The following is a 14,178-nucleotide window of genomic DNA, read 5'->3' as shown; positions in this document are numbered from 1 at the left end:
TCGTTTTCCCCCTCAGTCCGCACTCAGCGACTGTGTCAGTTCATTGGCGGCCGCCACGGCGTTCTGGCGCGTTTCGGCACGTGCGATCCAGTCGGACATCACTGTCTTACCCTCGGGCGGCAATGTGTTCAGCTCGGCCAGCGTGTCAGCCAGCCGGCCGTCGCGCAAGGCAGCCTCGGCGCGCGACAGGATCGCATCGGGGCTGTTCCCCACTTGGGGCTCAAGCGAGCGGACGCCCAACTGCGTGCGCAAGAAGCCACCCAGCCCGTCGGCCTCGCCGCTGGACCGGCGCGCGGCACTCAGCGCCGGGCGCGCGGCCTCGGGGAACTCGGCCTGCAGTTCGGCCAGTGTCGGCACCCCTCCGGTGGCATCGGCCAGCGCCGCGGGCACATCCACTCCGGTGTCGCGCAGATCGGTTACCGCGCCGCTGAAATCGCTGCCGGTGTCCAGCGCGGTCTGGATGCGCGCCAAAGCGGCACGGGCCAGCGCCTGCTGGGCTGCGGTTTCTGCCTGCTGTGCATCGGCCTGCGCCTGTTCTTCCTGCGCTTGCGCCTCGGCAATCAGGGCATCCAGCTCGGCGCGCTGCGCCTCGACGCTGGATTGCAGATCGCGCAACTCGGCGGCAAGGGCGCTGGTGGCACCGCTGTCCTCGCCATCGGCCTGCACGATCGGGCGCTGTTCCAGCGTATCCAGCCGGTCTGTCGTCTCGTCCAGCCGCGTCGCGATCTCGTCCAGACGTGTGGTTATGGTATCCACCGCATCGCCCAGTCCTGCCACCCGATCCTCGATCGGTGTCAGGTCGATGCCATCGACCGTGCCTGCCAGATCGTCGATCCGTGTGCCTTGCGCCGCCACATCCTGCGCCAGCGTGTCATCCGTGGCACCAGGCCATGGCCAGCCCTCGGGCAGGACAAAGCGCGCGGCCCCGAACCCGATGGCTGCAGCGACGATGCCCCCCAGAAGCAGCGGAAAGAACCCGCCTTTCCTGACGATCACCTGTTGTGGCGGTGGGGCCGGTGCCGGCTGCGGGTCTGGCACCGTTTCCTTGGCAGTATCCTTGGTCCAGGGCGTGTCCTTGCCGGAATTGGGATCATCGGCAATCGCATTCGGGTCATCCGCGGGCAGTTCATCGGCGGGCCTGATATCACGCAGGTCATCTGGTGGCGTGTCGTGATCCGAAGGCGCTTCGGTTGCATCGTCGCCCGCCAGCGTATCGTCTGCTTCCCTGACCGCCGAGCTGTCATGCCCTGACGGTTCGTCCAGCGTCACAGGCTCTGCCTGCTGTTCGGTGATCTCTGTCTGCGGCTCCTGGATGTCGGAGAGTTCCGGCGCATCTTCGGCGGCAATGATCGTGTCTGAACCCTCGGTCGCTGTCAGGGTATCGAGCCCCGCATCGGCCGCAACCGTTTCCGGCGCATCGGTCATCTTGTCGGGCTGGTCTGCGGCAACGGTGTCCGTCGCCTCATCCGGTATTGTTTTGTCGGTCTCGTCCTCGGGAACGATCACGGCATCGACGATCTCTTGCTTGTCGTCGATCCTGCTATCTTCGGGCTTTTTCTTGCGTGCCACCGGCGGGCCACCTTTCGATTCTCAATACATTATCTACTTGTGTCCAATGCGACCTTACTGTGCGGGTTCCCGCCCCTCAAGCAATTGCTATGAGGTAAAGTGATTGCAAATTGCGTCAATCATCGCCCTCGCCTGCGGTTCTGTGGCCACAATCAGGCTGCGCCGGGGCAGATCTGCCGCTGCGTCTGCCGCCGCCCGGCTGATCGCGATCACGTCCAGCGGTGCGCGGCCCCGGTGCTGTCTGGCGAATGCGCGCGCACTGCGGGGGGAAAACAGCGGCACGATCACGCCATCCTCCCCATCCAGCAGATCCAGCGCCTGTGCGGTCAGCGGCTGCGCCACCTGATCATAGACCACCAGATCGCGCGCCCTCAGTCCAAGCGCGCGCAAGTCCGAGGCCAGATCGCCGGTGGCATGGGCGCCGCGCAGGTGCAGCAACGGCTGGCGGGGCGGATCGGCGGCGATCATCGCCAGCAGGTCGCGCGCATCGCCCCCTGCAGATTTCGTGTCAAACCCTGCGTCCATCGCCGCTTGCGCCGTGGCATCGCCCACGCAAAGCGCCTGCCGCCCAAACCCTGCCACGCCGCCATGCGCCACCCCGTTGACCGAGGTGAAAATCACAACGGGATCGTCGGACAGGTCCGGCAACGCCCCGGTGCCTTCGATCCGCAGCACCGGCGCGGTGACAATGTCGACATCCCCCAGCCGCGCCCGCAGCGCATCGGCGAACCGCGCGGCCCCGTCGGCGGGGCGGGTCAGCAGGATCGCAGGCATCGCACCCCCGGGATTGTTCCAGACATTGTCTGGTGATACCTCCGAGGGGTCAAAACCGCAACGGGCAGGCCATGCACACGCTGACGATCCTTGGGCTGGAAAGCAGCTGTGACGACACCGCCGCCGCCGTGGTGCGGCAGGTGAATGACGGGCCACCCGCGATCCTGTCGTCGATCATCATGGGGCAGAGCAATCTGCACGCAAGTTATGGCGGGGTCGTGCCCGAAATCGCCGCCCGTGCCCATGCCGAGCGTCTGGACCTGTGCGTGATCCGCGCGCTGGAAGAGGCCGGAGTGACCCTCGCCGAGGTCGACGCGGTGGCCGTGACCGCCGGGCCGGGGCTGATCGGCGGGGTGATTTCAGGCGTGATGTGCGCCAAGGGCATCGCCATCGGTGCGGGTCTGCCCCTCGTGGGGGTCAACCATCTGGCCGGACACGCGCTGACGCCGCGCCTGACAGACGGGGCGCACTATCCTTACCTGATGCTGCTGGTGTCGGGCGGGCATTGCCAGTTCCTGATCGCGCGCGGGGTGGATGATTTCTCGCGGCTGGGCGGCACCATCGACGACGCCCCGGGCGAGGCGTTCGACAAGACCGCGCGCCTGCTGGGCCTTCCGCAACCGGGCGGCCCGTCGGTGGAACAGGCGGCAACAGCAGGTGATCCGCGCCGCTTTGCCTTTCCGCGTCCGTTGCTGGACCGGCCGGGGTGCGACATGTCGTTTTCGGGGCTGAAAACCGCGCTGCTGCGCGCCCGCGATGCGGTGATGGCCGACAAGGGCGGGCTGACCCGCGCCGATCGCGCCGATCTGTGTGCCGGGTTTCAGGCCGCCGTGGTGGATGTGCTGGCCGAAAAGACCCGCCGCGCGCTCGGCCTGTATCTGGCAGAAGACCCTGCCCAGCCCCTGCTGGCCGTGGCCGGTGGCGTGGCGGCAAACACAGCCATTCGGGCCGGGTTAGAGACTGTTTGCGCCGATCTGGGCGTGGCGTTCACCGCGCCGCCCCTGGCCCTGTGCACGGACAATGCCGCGATGATCGCCTATGCCGGGTTGGAACGGTTCCGCGCGGGGCTGGTTGACGACATGACACTGGCGGCCCGCCCACGCTGGCCGCTGGACACCACCAGCCCTGCCTTGCTGGGCAGCGGCAAGAAAGGGGCCAAGGCATGATCTGCGTTGCCGGTGCCGGTGCCTTTGGCACTGCCCTTGCCATATCGCTGGCGGCCAATGGCCCGGTGATCCTGTGGACGCATGATGCCGACCACGCCACCGCCATGCGCGAGGCGCGCGAAAACGCCCGCCGCCTGCCTGGCATTGCGCTGCCCGAAGGTATCACGATTACCGCAGATTTCGACACTCTTCCGGTGGAAATCCCCGTTTTGCTGGCCGTGCCCATGCAGCAGTTGCGCGGTATGGTGGAAACGCACGCCGAAGCCCTGCGCGGCCATCCTCTGATCGCCTGCTGCAAGGGGATCGAACTGAGCACCGGAAACGGCCCGACCGCCATCCTGTCCGAAACACTGCCGGGGGCAACAACCGCCATCCTCACCGGCCCCAGCTTTGCCGCCGACATCGCGCGCGGGTTGCCCACGGCGCTGACGCTGGCCTGCGCCGACGCGGCCATCGGCAGGCATCTGCAACAGGCTCTGACAACGCCCAACCTGCGGCTTTACCGCAGCACCGACACCACCGGGGCCGAGTTGGGCGGGGCGTTGAAGAACGTGATCGCCATCGGGGCAGGCGCGGTGATGGGCGCGGGTCTGGGTGCCAGTGCGCGCGCCGCCCTGATGACGCGCGGCAATGCCGAGATTGCCCGCCTTGCCACCGCCCTTGGCGCGCAGGCGGAAACGCTGTCGGGGCTTTCGGGCTTTGGCGATCTGGTGCTGACCTGCACCAGCGACGCCTCGCGCAACTATCGGTTTGGTCACGCGCTGGGCGCAGGCACGCCGTTTGATCCGACCATCACGGTGGAAGGGGCCGCCACCGCCCGCGCGGCCCTGGATCGCGCGCAGGCCATGGGGCTTGACCTGCCGGTGACCGCCGCGGTCGTTGCCCTGCTTGACCGGCCGGACAGCCTGCCGCAGGTTATGGAAACACTTTTGTCCCGCCCGTTGAAGGAAGAATGACATGCTGATCGCCCTGATCGCCCGCGACAAGCCCGGTGCGCTGGAGACCCGTCTTGCCAACCGCGAGGCGCATCTGGCCTATGCCGCCGACAGCGGCGTGACCGTCAAGTACGGTGGCCCGATGCTGGATGACCAGGGGCAGATGTGCGGATCGCTGTTGATCCTGGAGGTCGAAACGATGGCGCAGGCGCAGGACTTTGCCGCGAACGATCCCTATGCCAGGGCGGGGCTGTTCCAGTCGGTCGAGCTGATCCAGTGGAAACAGGTGATTGGCTGATGCGCTATTGGCTCTTCAAATCCGAACCCGATGCATGGGGCTGGGACGATCAGCTTGCCAAGGGCGACGCGGGCGAGGAGTGGGACGGCGTGCGCAACTACCAGGCACGCAATTTCATGCGCGAGATGGCGCTGGGCGATCGCGGTTTTTTCTATCACAGCCAGACGGAAAAGGCGGTGGTGGGCATTGTCGAGGTTTGTGCCACCTCGCATCCCGACAGCACCAGCGATGATGACCGGTGGGAGTGCGTAGACATCCGCGCGCTGCGCAGCGTGCCGAACCCGGTGACGCTGGCCGCGATCAAGGCCGAGCCGAGGCTGGCCGATATGGCGCTGGTGCGCAGCCCGCGCCTGTCGGTGCAGCCGGTGACGGAACGGGAATGGCGGATCGTGTGCCAGATGGCAGGGATAGAGCCGTAGGTCTGGCGAGGGCCCGGCCCATGCCTTGACGCCTTTGATGTCGCCCTTGTGTGGCACCAAGCAGGATCAGGGGTGGTTGCATGACTTGCCCTTTGTTCATTGGACAGTGTGCATGCGCCGTGCATGCCCTGTGCATTGAGCATGCCGGCTGTGCGAGGCAAAAAACGGAGGGCCCGACGATAGTACACCGGAACCCTCCGCCACCCCACGTGCTCCCTACACACCACACGTGAACTCTGGAATCGGGTCCGGCCATCCTGCCCGGATACCTACAATCTACCTCAAGCGATCTGACCTGCCAAAGGCCAAGTGCTGAAAATACATTTCAAAACAAGAGCGCCCGCCAAGCGGCGGGCGTCTGTGCCAGCCTGTGCCGGATCATCCGTAAACGGATTCCTTGCCGAAATGCTTGGTCAGCATGTAATACACGACGGCGCGGTACTTGTTGCGTTCGGATTTGCCATAGGTTTCGATCACGCTGTGGATCGCGTCCATCAGCTTGTCTTTGTCGGGCAATCCCAGCTTCTTGATGAGAAAGTTGGTCTTGACGGTTTCCAGTTCAGCCGGCTGGGTCGCAGCCACGGTCGAGGCATCGTCGTTGTAGATCGCCGGCCCGCAGCCGATCGTCACCTTCGTCAGCAGATCCATATCCGGCTCCATCCCGCATTTGTTCCGCAGATCGTCGGCATATCTGGCGATCAGATCGTCACGTTTTCCCATCGTTCTCTCCCACCGTTATCGGTTTGCAATGTCTACTTTACAGCCCCGAACCGAGGCTGGGGAAACGATAACCCCAGTTTTCAAAGCCAAGAAAGGGAAATTTCGGCATTGTATACCTTGGGTCGCAAGGGTCAGGCGGGCCAAAAAAAGGGTGGGCAATGATGCCCACCCTGACTGTTGATCCGCAACGACGGTCTGATCAGTAGCGGTAATGCTCGGGCTTGAACGGACCTTCGGGCGTTACGCCGATATACTGTGCCTGGTCCGGCGAGAGCGAGGAGAGTTTCACGCCGATCCGGCCCAGGTGCAGGCGGGCGACCTTTTCGTCCAGGTGCTTGGGCAGGATGTAGACCTTGTTCTCATACTCGCCGCCGTTCTTCCACAGCTCGATCTGAGCCAGCACCTGGTTGGTAAACGATGCCGACATCACAAAGGACGGGTGGCCGGTGGCATTGCCAAGGTTCAGCAGGCGCCCCTCGGACAGCAGGATGATGCGATTGCCGTTCGGCATCTCGATCATGTCCACCTGTTCCTTGATGTTGGTCCACTTGTGGTTCTTCAGGGCGGCGACCTGAATTTCATTGTCGAAGTGACCGATGTTGCCGACGATGGCCATGTCCTTCATCGCGCGCATATGCTCGATCCGGATCACGTCCTTGTTGCCGGTGGTGGTGACAAAGATATCGGCGGTTTCGATCACGTCCTCCAGCGTGGTCACCTGAAACCCGTCCATCGCGGCCTGAAGCGCGCAGATCGGGTCGATCTCGGTCACGATCACGCGGGCGCCGGCCCCGGCCAGCGACGCAGCACTGCCCTTGCCCACATCGCCATAGCCGCAGACCACGGCGACCTTGCCGGCCATCATCGTGTCGGTGGCGCGGCGGATGCCGTCGACCAGCGATTCCTTGCAGCCGTACTTGTTGTCGAACTTCGACTTGGTCACGCTGTCGTTAACGTTGATCGCCGGAAACGGCAGCAACCCGTCACGCACCAGTTGATACAGGCGGTTGACGCCGGTGGTGGTTTCCTCGGACACGCCCTTGATCTGGTCGCGCACCTTTGTGAACCAGCCGGGGCTTTCGGCCATGCGCTTGGCGATCTGTTTCTTGATCACCTCTTCCTCTTCCGAGGTCGGCACCGCGATCACATCCTCGCCTGCCTCGGCGCGCGCGCCCAGCAGCACATACAGCGTGGCGTCACCGCCATCGTCCAGGATCATGTTCGGCCCGTCGGCAAACATGAAGGACTTGTCCAGGTAATCCCAATGCTCTTCCAGCGTCTGGCCCTTGATCGCAAAGACCGGCACGCCCGACTTGGCAATCGCGGCCGCCGCATGATCCTGCGTGGAAAAGATGTTGCACGAGGCCCAGCGCACATCGGCACCAAGGGCTGTCAGCGTTTCGATCAGAACGGCGGTCTGGATCGTCATGTGCAGGCTGCCGACGATGCGCGCACCCGCCAGCGGCTGATCGGCACCATATTCGTCGCGCAGGGCCATCAGGCCGGGCATTTCGGTTTCGGCGATATCCAGTTCCTTGCGGCCGTATTCGGCCAGGCTGATATCCTTGACGATGTAATCTTGGGTCAACGGTATTCTCCAAATTTGGTTAGGTGGCTCATAGCACGGGGGTACAGGCCCGACAACTGATCCCGCCCGGCTTTGTCGCGGCTGAAAAGTTCACGGAATCACCCGGCGACATGGTAGTTTTTTGGTGCAAGACAGGAGATTCCCTTATGATTGTGTTTTCTCGTATTTTGGCCGTTGTCGCGGTGACGGGGCTGGGTGGCGCGGGTGCCATGGCTCAGGAAACCATCGGCTCTTATTATGCCGCACTCGGACCGCAGGACTATGTCAATTCCAAAGGTGCGCGGCTGCGCGATTTTGGCGCAATCCTGCAGCAGGACCGCGCAAATTATCATCGGTTCAATCGTCGCGATCCGCAGGATCAGGGTGATCCGTTCTTCGGTGACGCGCAGCGGCGCGCGATGATTCCGGCGCTTTTTGCGGCAGGCAACAACGGGTGGTGGAACCAGCATGGCGTGACGCCGCCCACGTCGGCCCCGCTGGATGCCGATGTTCTGGTGATCATCTGCACGCGCAACAAGATGCTGAGCCATATCATCGTCAACCATGCCAACGGCGACGGCTACAATACCTGCGAAGGCAACGTCACGGCAGGCGACTAGATCTGCCGGTCCCTGCGGGATTGATGCGGCAATGGCGGCTGTGCTACCGCCTGCGCCAACGATGGCCAAAGCAGGGGCTGGCATGGATAGGGTTCACACGGCCGGAGACAGTGGCCTGGTCTTGCAACAGCCGGGCATGGCCGGATCATGAAGCGCGCATGGCAGCGCATGCTGTCGGGCCGCAGGCTGGACCTGCTGGACCCGACGCCGATGGATATCGAGATTGCCGATATTGCCCATGGGCTGGCCTTTGTCGCGCGTTGGAACGGGCAGACATCGGGCGATTACGCCTATTCGGTGGCCGAGCATTCGCTGCTGGTCGAGGCGCTGTTTGCCCGGCTGGTCCCGTCAGCCACGCCGACGCAACGGCTGACCGCGCTGTTGCATGACGCGCCGGAATACGTGATCGGGGACATGATCAGCCCGGTCAAGGCGGCGGTCGGTCCGGGCTATGAAGATCTGGACAAGCGCCTTTCGGCGGCGATCCATATCCGCTTTGGCCTGCCCGCCGTGACACCTGCGCCGTTGAAAAGGCAGATCAAAAGGGCCGACCGCATCAGCGCCTGGATGGAGGCCACGCAGATCGCAGGCTTTTCCGAGGCCGAGGCGACAAAGCTGTTTGGCCGTCCCGCGCCCGCGATGATCGACGGATTGAGCATCCGCCTGCGCCCCGCCTCTGAGGCGCGGGCCGAGTTCACTGCCCGGCACGAGGCGTTGTTGAGGCAGATCGCATGATCCATATCCGCCGTGCAGGGGCTTTGGATTGCGGACCACTGGCCGACCTGCTGAACGCCATCATCGCGCGGGGCGGCACCACGGCGATGACGCGCCCCGTCAGCCGTGACGATCTGGCCGTCTGGATGTCCACCGCGCCCGACCGCAGCGCCTGGCATCTGGCCGAGGATGCGGGCGGCACGACACTCGGGTTTCAATGGATCGCGCCGCATGAGGCCCTTCCGTCGCAGGCCTGCGACATCGTCACCTTCGTCGCGATCGGGCGCACGCAGCTTGGCATCGGCTCGACCCTGTTCGCCGCCACACGTGCCGCTGCGCAGGATCTGGGCTATGCCTGGATCAACGCCACGATCCGCGCCGACAATTCAGGCGGTCTGGCCTATTACCAGTCGCGCGGATTCGAACCCTATGCCCGCCAATCCGCCACCCGGCTGGAAGATGGCACCCTGACCGACCGCATCAGCATGCGGTTCGATCTGTGAGGCTGTTAGGTCGGCCATCCCGGAGGTGCACCGGGCTTGCCGTGCCAGTCGCAGATATGCCACAACCCGGAGGTGAGGCAAAAGAGCTTTGCACATTCCATTCAGACTGGATGGTGGTGCCCCAAGACGGACTCGAACCGCCGACCTACTATTTACGAAACAGTTGCTCTACCAGCTGAGCTATTGGGGCCGCGCGGTTGTTCGTTTAGCCGCTATAGGTTGGCCGTGCAAGGTGGAATCATCGCTGGCCCGGCCCCGGCTTTCTTGCGCAAACAGGGATATCAGCGCGGGGGGCAGGATGGCGATGCGCACCTCGATTTCCACCCTCAGTTTCATCCAGTGCAGGTACTTACCGATCAGCGGCGCGCCTTTGGCTTGCAATCGGCCTGTGCATCGCATATCGGTATCCGACGATAGACGATCTACGATCTACAGACTGGAAATCCGATGCGAGACACCGATCAGGAACTGGCGGATATGCGGATGGCGGCCATGGCCAAGGCCCTTGGGCATCCGGCGCGGCTGCGGATCCTGCGGCTTGTGGCGCGGACGCCGGGGTGTATCGGCGGCGATATCGTGGATGCGGTCGGGCTTGCGCAATCCACGGTGTCCGAACACCTGCGCATCCTGAAGGACGCAGGCGTGATCCAGGGCCAGATCGATCCGCCGCGTGTGTGCTACTCGTTGACACCGGGTGCATTGGCGCCCCTGTCTGCGCTGATCGACGACCTTGGGGTCGCGGGGCAGGAGACTGGCTGCTGCGTTACCCCTTCCTCTGTCCAGGGATGATCCATGCCAATTTTTGAACGCTATCTTTCGCTTTGGGTCGGCGCGTGCATCGTTGCGGGCATAGTGCTGGCGAACCTGCTGCCGGGCCTGTTCGGCTTTCTGGCCTCGCTTGAATACGCGTCGGTCAATCTGGTCGTGGCGGTGCTCATCTGGGCGATGGTCTATCCCATGATGGTCGCGGTGGATCTTGGCGCGCTCAAGGGGGTTGGCCAGCGGCCCAAGGGGCTGGTGATCACGCTGGTCGTGAACTGGCTGATCAAGCCTTTCACCATGGCGGCGCTGGGTGTACTGTTCTTCAATCATGTCTTTGCCGGGCTGATCGATCCGGCCGACGCGGGGCAGTATATCGCGGGCCTGATCCTGCTGGGGGCGGCACCCTGCACGGCGATGGTCTTCGTGTGGTCGCAGCTGACCAAGGGCGATCCGAACTACACGCTGGTTCAGGTGTCGCTGAATGATGTGATCATGGTCTTTGCCTTCGCGCCGATCGTGGCCCTGCTGCTGGGGGTGACCGAGATTGCGGTGCCATGGGAAACGCTGGTGCTGTCGGTTGTCCTGTATATCGTGCTGCCGCTGGCGGCAGGCGTGTTCACCCGCGCACGGCTGATACGGCAGGGCGGGGAAGCAGCGGTTGCGCGGTTCACCGCAAGGGTCAAGCCGGCGTCGGTTCTGGGCCTGCTGCTGACGGTCGTGCTGCTGTTCGGGTTTCAGGGCAATGTCATCCTCGACAATCCGTTCCTGATCGTGCTGCTGGCGACGCCGATCCTGATCCAGTCCTACGGCATCTTTGCCATCGCCTATTTCTGGGCCTGGCGCTGGAAGGTGCCGCACAAGGTGGCCGCCCCCTGCGCGCTGATCGGAACATCCAATTTCTTTGAGCTGGCGGTGGCTGTCGCCATCGGCCTGTTCGGCCTGAACTCTGGCGCGGCGCTTGTCACGGTCGTTGGCGTGCTGGTCGAGGTGCCGGTGATGCTGTCGCTGGTCTGGTTCGCCAACCGGACCCGTGCAGGATTTCCGGCATGACGGATGACACCCCGCAGATGGACGAGGGCAGTTTCGCAACCATCGACCGCGACCGCCTGCTTGGCCCCGCCACATCCGACCACCGGCCGCGCATCCTGATCCTGTACGGCTCGCTTCGAGAGCGGTCGTTCAGCCGGTTGTCAGCCGAGGAGGCAGGGCGCATTCTGACGCGCCTCGGGGCCGAGGTCAGGCTGTTCCATCCGTCCGGTCTGCCGCTTGTCGACGACGGTGTGGATGCCGATGACCCCAAGGTGCGCGAATTGCGTGATCTGGCCGCCTGGTGCGAAGGGATGGTGTGGTCCAGTCCCGAACGACATGGGGCGATGACAGGGGTGATGAAAACCCAGATCGACTGGATACCGCTGTCGATCGGCGCCGTGCGCCCGACACAGGGCAAGACGCTGGCGGTGATGCAGGTCTCGGGCGGATCGCAAAGCTTTAACGCGGTCAACCAGATGCGCATTCTGGGGCGCTGGATGCGGATGATCACGATTCCCAACCAGTCCTCGGTGGCAAAGGCGTATCTTGAATTCGATGCATCGGGCCGCATGAAACCGTCGCCCTATTACGACCGGATCGTGGACGTGATGGAGGAGTTGGTGAAGTTCACGCTTCTGACGCGCGACCACGCGGACTATCTTGTCGATCGCTATTCCGAACGCAGGGAAAGCGCGGCACAGCTATCGGCACGGGTCAATCAACGATCCATCTGACTACTGAAAAAGGGCACGCCCCGACGTGTCCGCAGGTCCTGACGTCGCAAGGGATGTCCGGTTCTTGGGCGGTTTGACCTGTCGGTCCCGGCACCGGTGAACAAACGAAGGCTCAGGTCTGGCTCAGGGCAGCGGCGTTGTCTTCCCGAACGGCCTCTTCCGCGTCCGGGGTCAGTTCCTTGCGCGACAACATCGCGTAGAACGCAGGCACCACGAACAGCGTGAAGAACGTGCCGACGGTGATCCCGGCAAAGATCACCAGACCCATCGCAAACCGCGCCGCAGCACCCGCGCCGTCGGCTGTCATCAGCGGCACCACGCCAAGCGCCGTGGCGGCCGTGGTCATCAGGATCGGGCGCAGACGCTGGCGCGCGGAGGCGATGATGCCCTCGGCCCGGCTCAGGCCCTTGTCGTGGCGCAGCTGGTTGGCGAATTCCACCAGCAGGATGCCGTGTTTGGTGATCAGCCCGATCAGTGTGATCAGCCCCACCTGCGTATAGATGTTCAGCGTCCCAAGCCCCAGGTTCAACGGCACGATCACCCCGAAGATCGACAGCGGCACCGACATCAGGATGATCAGCGGGTCACGGAAACTTTCGAACTGGGCCGCCAGCACCAGGTAGATCACCACGATGGCCAGCGCGAAGGCCACGGCAATCGTGTTGCCTTCGGTCTTTTCCAGCCGCGACTGGCCCGAATACTCCACAAAGAAACCGGCGGGCAGCAGCGGTGCGGCGATCTCTTCGATGATGGCAAGGCCATCGCCGGTGGAGACGCCCGGTATCGGCAGCGCGGTGATGGTCGCGGAATTAAGCTGATTGAACTGCTCGATGCTGGCAGGGGCGGCGCGGGTCTCGACCTCGATCACGGCGGACAGGGGCACCATCTCGCCTGTCGTGGCGCGGACATAGACCTCGCCCAGCCGCTCGGGGTTGTCGCGGTATTCCTGCGGTGCCTGCATGATCACGTCATAGCTGTTGCTGTCGCGGTCGAACTGCGACACCGGCCCGTCGCCCACCAAAAGGGCAAGCGTCGTGCCGATCTGGCTGGCAGGCAGGTTCAGGGCCGCGGCGCGGTCCCGGTCGATGCGGACGACCAGCTGCGTGGTGTCGAAGTTCAGCGAATTCTGCACCACGATGAACCGCCCCGAGGCCTGCGCCTCCTGCCGGATCTGATCGGCCACCTCGTAAACCTGCGAGGGGTCGCCGGTGGATTGCAGCACGAAGGAGATCGGCAGGCCACCGCCCGCACCGGGCAGCGAGGGCGGCGCAAAGACAAAGGCCTGCAACCCGGCGACCGGAGCCAGACGCCCCTGAAGATCGCCCTGAATCTCGGCCTGCGACCGGTCGCGCTCGGCCCAGTCGTCAAAGGCCCACAGCATGATGGCCGAATTGGTCTGCCCGCCAAAGCCGGTGATCGAGAAATTGGCATCAAGTTCTGGCAGGTCCTTGGTCAACTCGCGCATCTGGTCGACATATTTCTGGGTATAGTCGCTGGTGGCATAGCTGGGGGCATTCACGAATGAAAACAACGCGCCGGAATCCTCTTCCGGGGCCAGTTCGGACGAGGTCTTGACGAAAAGGTATCCGGTAACCCCGATCAGCACGACCACGATCAGCGCCGTCACCGGCAGATAGTCCAGAGACGAGGACAGTCGCCGTTCATACCAGCCCTCGAACCGGGTGAAGCCGCTGTTCAGCCGCTTTTGAAACCGGTTTTCGCCGCCCTTTTTCAGCAGTCGCGCCGCCATCATCGGCGAGATGGTCAGCGCCACGATCCCCGAGATGAACACGGCCCCGGCCAGCGTGACGGCAAATTCCCGAAACAGTGCGCCGGTCAACCCGCCGGTGAACAGCAGCGGCAGGAACACCGCGATCAGCGTCAGCATCATCGCGATGATCGCGGTCGACAGCTCGCGCATCGACCTGAACGCGGCCTGCATCGGGCTTGTCCCGTCGTCGATGTGGCGTTGCACGTTCTCGACCACGATGATGGCGTCATCCACCACCAGACCAATGGCCAGAACCATCGCCAGCAGGGTCAGCAGGTTGATGGAATAGCCCATCAGGAACAGGATGAACAGGACGCCGACCAGCGACAGCGGGATGGCGACCAGAGGCATCAGAACCGACCGGACCGACCCCAAAAACAGCAGGATGATCACGCCGACGATCAGCGTCGCCTCGATGATCGTGCGCAGCACCTCGTTGATCGAGGCCGCGATCTGCTCGGTCGCATCGTACATCAGGGTCACTGTCATGCCTTCGGGCAGACTGTCCTGTATCGCGGGCAGTTCGGCCAGAACTGTCAATCTGCATTCAAAACTGACCCATCGTGATCATTTAAAAATGACCCACCCGGGGGGTAG

General features: G+C 63.7%; 15 protein-coding genes and 1 tRNA gene. 10 read left to right on the top strand and 6 right to left on the bottom strand.

Annotated features, from left to right (window positions below):
* Nucleotides 1–12: 12 nt before the first annotated feature.
* Both ACFTOW_RS19500 and ACFTOW_RS19495 read right to left on the bottom strand, forming a co-directional pair.
* Nucleotides 13–1,569, bottom strand: a complete 1,557-nt coding sequence (locus ACFTOW_RS19500; RefSeq protein ID WP_379918910.1) for a COG4223 family protein — start codon at nucleotides 1,567–1,569, stop codon at nucleotides 13–15.
* Nucleotides 1,570–1,656: 87 nt separating this feature from the next.
* Nucleotides 1,657–2,343, bottom strand: a complete 687-nt coding sequence (locus ACFTOW_RS19495; protein WP_379918908.1) for a uroporphyrinogen-III synthase — start codon at nucleotides 2,341–2,343, stop codon at nucleotides 1,657–1,659.
* Between the two features lie 71 nt (nucleotides 2,344–2,414).
* On the opposite strand from ACFTOW_RS19495, the gene tsaD reads away from it, so the two are divergent.
* From tsaD to ACFTOW_RS19475, 4 genes are read left to right on the top strand one after another with little or no spacing between them, the layout of a single operon-like run.
* The gene (gene tsaD, locus ACFTOW_RS19490; RefSeq protein ID WP_379918906.1) at nucleotides 2,415–3,509 is read left to right on the top strand and encodes a tRNA (adenosine(37)-N6)-threonylcarbamoyltransferase complex transferase subunit TsaD; all 1,095 of its coding nucleotides are present in this window, start codon (nucleotides 2,415–2,417) and stop codon (nucleotides 3,507–3,509) included.
* Complete coding sequence (locus tag ACFTOW_RS19485) at nucleotides 3,506–4,465, top strand: NAD(P)H-dependent glycerol-3-phosphate dehydrogenase (protein WP_379918904.1); 960 nt, start codon at nucleotides 3,506–3,508, stop codon at nucleotides 4,463–4,465. Before tsaD ends, ACFTOW_RS19485 begins: the two co-directional genes overlap by 4 nt.
* Nucleotide 4,466: 1 nt before the next feature.
* Entirely contained in the window at nucleotides 4,467–4,742 is a 276-nt protein-coding gene (locus ACFTOW_RS19480) for a YciI family protein (RefSeq protein ID WP_379918902.1), read from the top strand.
* The gene (locus tag ACFTOW_RS19475) at nucleotides 4,742–5,161 is read left to right on the top strand and encodes an EVE domain-containing protein (protein WP_379918900.1); all 420 of its coding nucleotides are present in this window, start codon (nucleotides 4,742–4,744) and stop codon (nucleotides 5,159–5,161) included. Before ACFTOW_RS19480 ends, ACFTOW_RS19475 begins: the two co-directional genes overlap by 1 nt.
* Nucleotides 5,162–5,539: 378 nt before the next feature.
* Here ACFTOW_RS19475 and ACFTOW_RS19470 read toward each other — a convergent pair whose 3' ends face one another.
* Together ACFTOW_RS19470 and ahcY are read right to left on the bottom strand one after the other, a co-directional pair.
* A complete protein-coding gene (locus tag ACFTOW_RS19470; protein WP_379918898.1) occupies nucleotides 5,540–5,881 on the bottom strand; it encodes a DUF2853 family protein in 342 nt (113 codons plus the stop codon).
* A gap of 199 nt (nucleotides 5,882–6,080) precedes the next feature.
* Complete coding sequence (gene ahcY, locus ACFTOW_RS19465; RefSeq protein WP_379918896.1) at nucleotides 6,081–7,469, bottom strand: adenosylhomocysteinase; 1,389 nt, start codon at nucleotides 7,467–7,469, stop codon at nucleotides 6,081–6,083.
* Nucleotides 7,470–7,615: 146 nt separating this feature from the next.
* Here ahcY and ACFTOW_RS19460 point away from each other — a divergent pair, with 146 nt between their 5' ends.
* From ACFTOW_RS19460 to ACFTOW_RS19450, 3 genes are all read left to right on the top strand, one after another.
* Nucleotides 7,616–8,068 (top strand): hypothetical protein, encoded by a 453-nt coding sequence (locus tag ACFTOW_RS19460; RefSeq protein ID WP_379918894.1) that lies wholly within the window; start codon nucleotides 7,616–7,618, stop codon nucleotides 8,066–8,068.
* Nucleotides 8,069–8,215: 147 nt separating this feature from the next.
* A complete protein-coding gene (locus ACFTOW_RS19455; protein WP_379918892.1) occupies nucleotides 8,216–8,803 on the top strand; it encodes a hypothetical protein in 588 nt (195 codons plus the stop codon).
* Nucleotides 8,800–9,285: a GNAT family N-acetyltransferase gene (locus ACFTOW_RS19450; protein ID WP_379918890.1), complete on the top strand. Its 486-nt coding sequence runs from the start codon at nucleotides 8,800–8,802 to the stop codon at nucleotides 9,283–9,285. Before ACFTOW_RS19455 ends, ACFTOW_RS19450 begins: the two co-directional genes overlap by 4 nt.
* A gap of 114 nt (nucleotides 9,286–9,399) precedes the next feature.
* On the opposite strand, the gene ACFTOW_RS19445 is transcribed toward ACFTOW_RS19450, so the two are convergent.
* Nucleotides 9,400–9,475: transfer RNA gene (locus tag ACFTOW_RS19445), tRNA-Thr, on the bottom strand.
* A gap of 257 nt (nucleotides 9,476–9,732) precedes the next feature.
* Between ACFTOW_RS19445 and ACFTOW_RS19440 the strand changes: the two genes are divergently transcribed.
* From ACFTOW_RS19440 to arsH, 3 genes are read left to right on the top strand one after another with little or no spacing between them, the layout of a single operon-like run.
* Nucleotides 9,733–10,074: an ArsR/SmtB family transcription factor gene (locus ACFTOW_RS19440; protein ID WP_379918888.1), complete on the top strand. Its 342-nt coding sequence runs from the start codon at nucleotides 9,733–9,735 to the stop codon at nucleotides 10,072–10,074.
* Between the two features lie 3 nt (nucleotides 10,075–10,077).
* Nucleotides 10,078–11,097, top strand: a complete 1,020-nt coding sequence (gene arsB, locus ACFTOW_RS19435) for an ACR3 family arsenite efflux transporter (RefSeq protein WP_379918886.1) — start codon at nucleotides 10,078–10,080, stop codon at nucleotides 11,095–11,097.
* Entirely contained in the window at nucleotides 11,094–11,810 is a 717-nt protein-coding gene (arsH, locus tag ACFTOW_RS19430; protein WP_379918884.1) for an arsenical resistance protein ArsH, read from the top strand. The genes arsB and arsH overlap by 4 nt, the downstream gene beginning before the upstream one ends.
* 112 nt (nucleotides 11,811–11,922) lie before the next feature.
* Here arsH and ACFTOW_RS19425 read toward each other — a convergent pair whose 3' ends face one another.
* The gene (locus tag ACFTOW_RS19425) at nucleotides 11,923–14,121 is read right to left on the bottom strand and encodes an efflux RND transporter permease subunit (RefSeq protein ID WP_379918882.1); all 2,199 of its coding nucleotides are present in this window, start codon (nucleotides 14,119–14,121) and stop codon (nucleotides 11,923–11,925) included.
* Nucleotides 14,122–14,178 lie beyond the last annotated feature (57 nt).

The sequence above is a fragment of the Lacimonas salitolerans genome, from assembly GCF_042677865.1.
Lineage (GTDB): Bacteria > Pseudomonadota > Alphaproteobacteria > Rhodobacterales > Rhodobacteraceae > Lutimaribacter > Lutimaribacter salitolerans.
Note: the sequence above shows the minus strand (reverse complement) of the source record. Positions and strands in the feature narration are given on the sequence as shown.

What these genes read in the sequence shown, in the direction of transcription:
- ACFTOW_RS19495 (WP_379918908.1), bottom strand. Translation starts at nt 2,343, where the DNA reads ATGCCTGCGATCCTGCTGACCCGCCCCGCCGACGGGGCCGCGCGGTTC.
- tsaD (WP_379918906.1), top strand. Translation starts at nt 2,415, where the DNA reads ATGCACACGCTGACGATCCTTGGGCTGGAAAGCAGCTGTGACGACACC.
- ACFTOW_RS19485 (WP_379918904.1), top strand. Translation starts at nt 3,506, where the DNA reads ATGATCTGCGTTGCCGGTGCCGGTGCCTTTGGCACTGCCCTTGCCATA.
- ACFTOW_RS19480 (WP_379918902.1), top strand. Translation starts at nt 4,467, where the DNA reads ATGCTGATCGCCCTGATCGCCCGCGACAAGCCCGGTGCGCTGGAGACC.
- ACFTOW_RS19475 (WP_379918900.1), top strand. Translation starts at nt 4,742, where the DNA reads ATGCGCTATTGGCTCTTCAAATCCGAACCCGATGCATGGGGCTGGGAC.
- ACFTOW_RS19470 (WP_379918898.1), bottom strand. Translation starts at nt 5,881, where the DNA reads ATGGGAAAACGTGACGATCTGATCGCCAGATATGCCGACGATCTGCGG.
- ACFTOW_RS19460 (WP_379918894.1), top strand. Translation starts at nt 7,616, where the DNA reads ATGATTGTGTTTTCTCGTATTTTGGCCGTTGTCGCGGTGACGGGGCTG.
- ACFTOW_RS19455 (WP_379918892.1), top strand. Translation starts at nt 8,216, where the DNA reads ATGAAGCGCGCATGGCAGCGCATGCTGTCGGGCCGCAGGCTGGACCTG.
- ACFTOW_RS19450 (WP_379918890.1), top strand. Translation starts at nt 8,800, where the DNA reads ATGATCCATATCCGCCGTGCAGGGGCTTTGGATTGCGGACCACTGGCC.
- ACFTOW_RS19440 (WP_379918888.1), top strand. Translation starts at nt 9,733, where the DNA reads ATGCGAGACACCGATCAGGAACTGGCGGATATGCGGATGGCGGCCATG.
- arsB (WP_379918886.1), top strand. Translation starts at nt 10,078, where the DNA reads ATGCCAATTTTTGAACGCTATCTTTCGCTTTGGGTCGGCGCGTGCATC.
- arsH (WP_379918884.1), top strand. Translation starts at nt 11,094, where the DNA reads ATGACGGATGACACCCCGCAGATGGACGAGGGCAGTTTCGCAACCATC.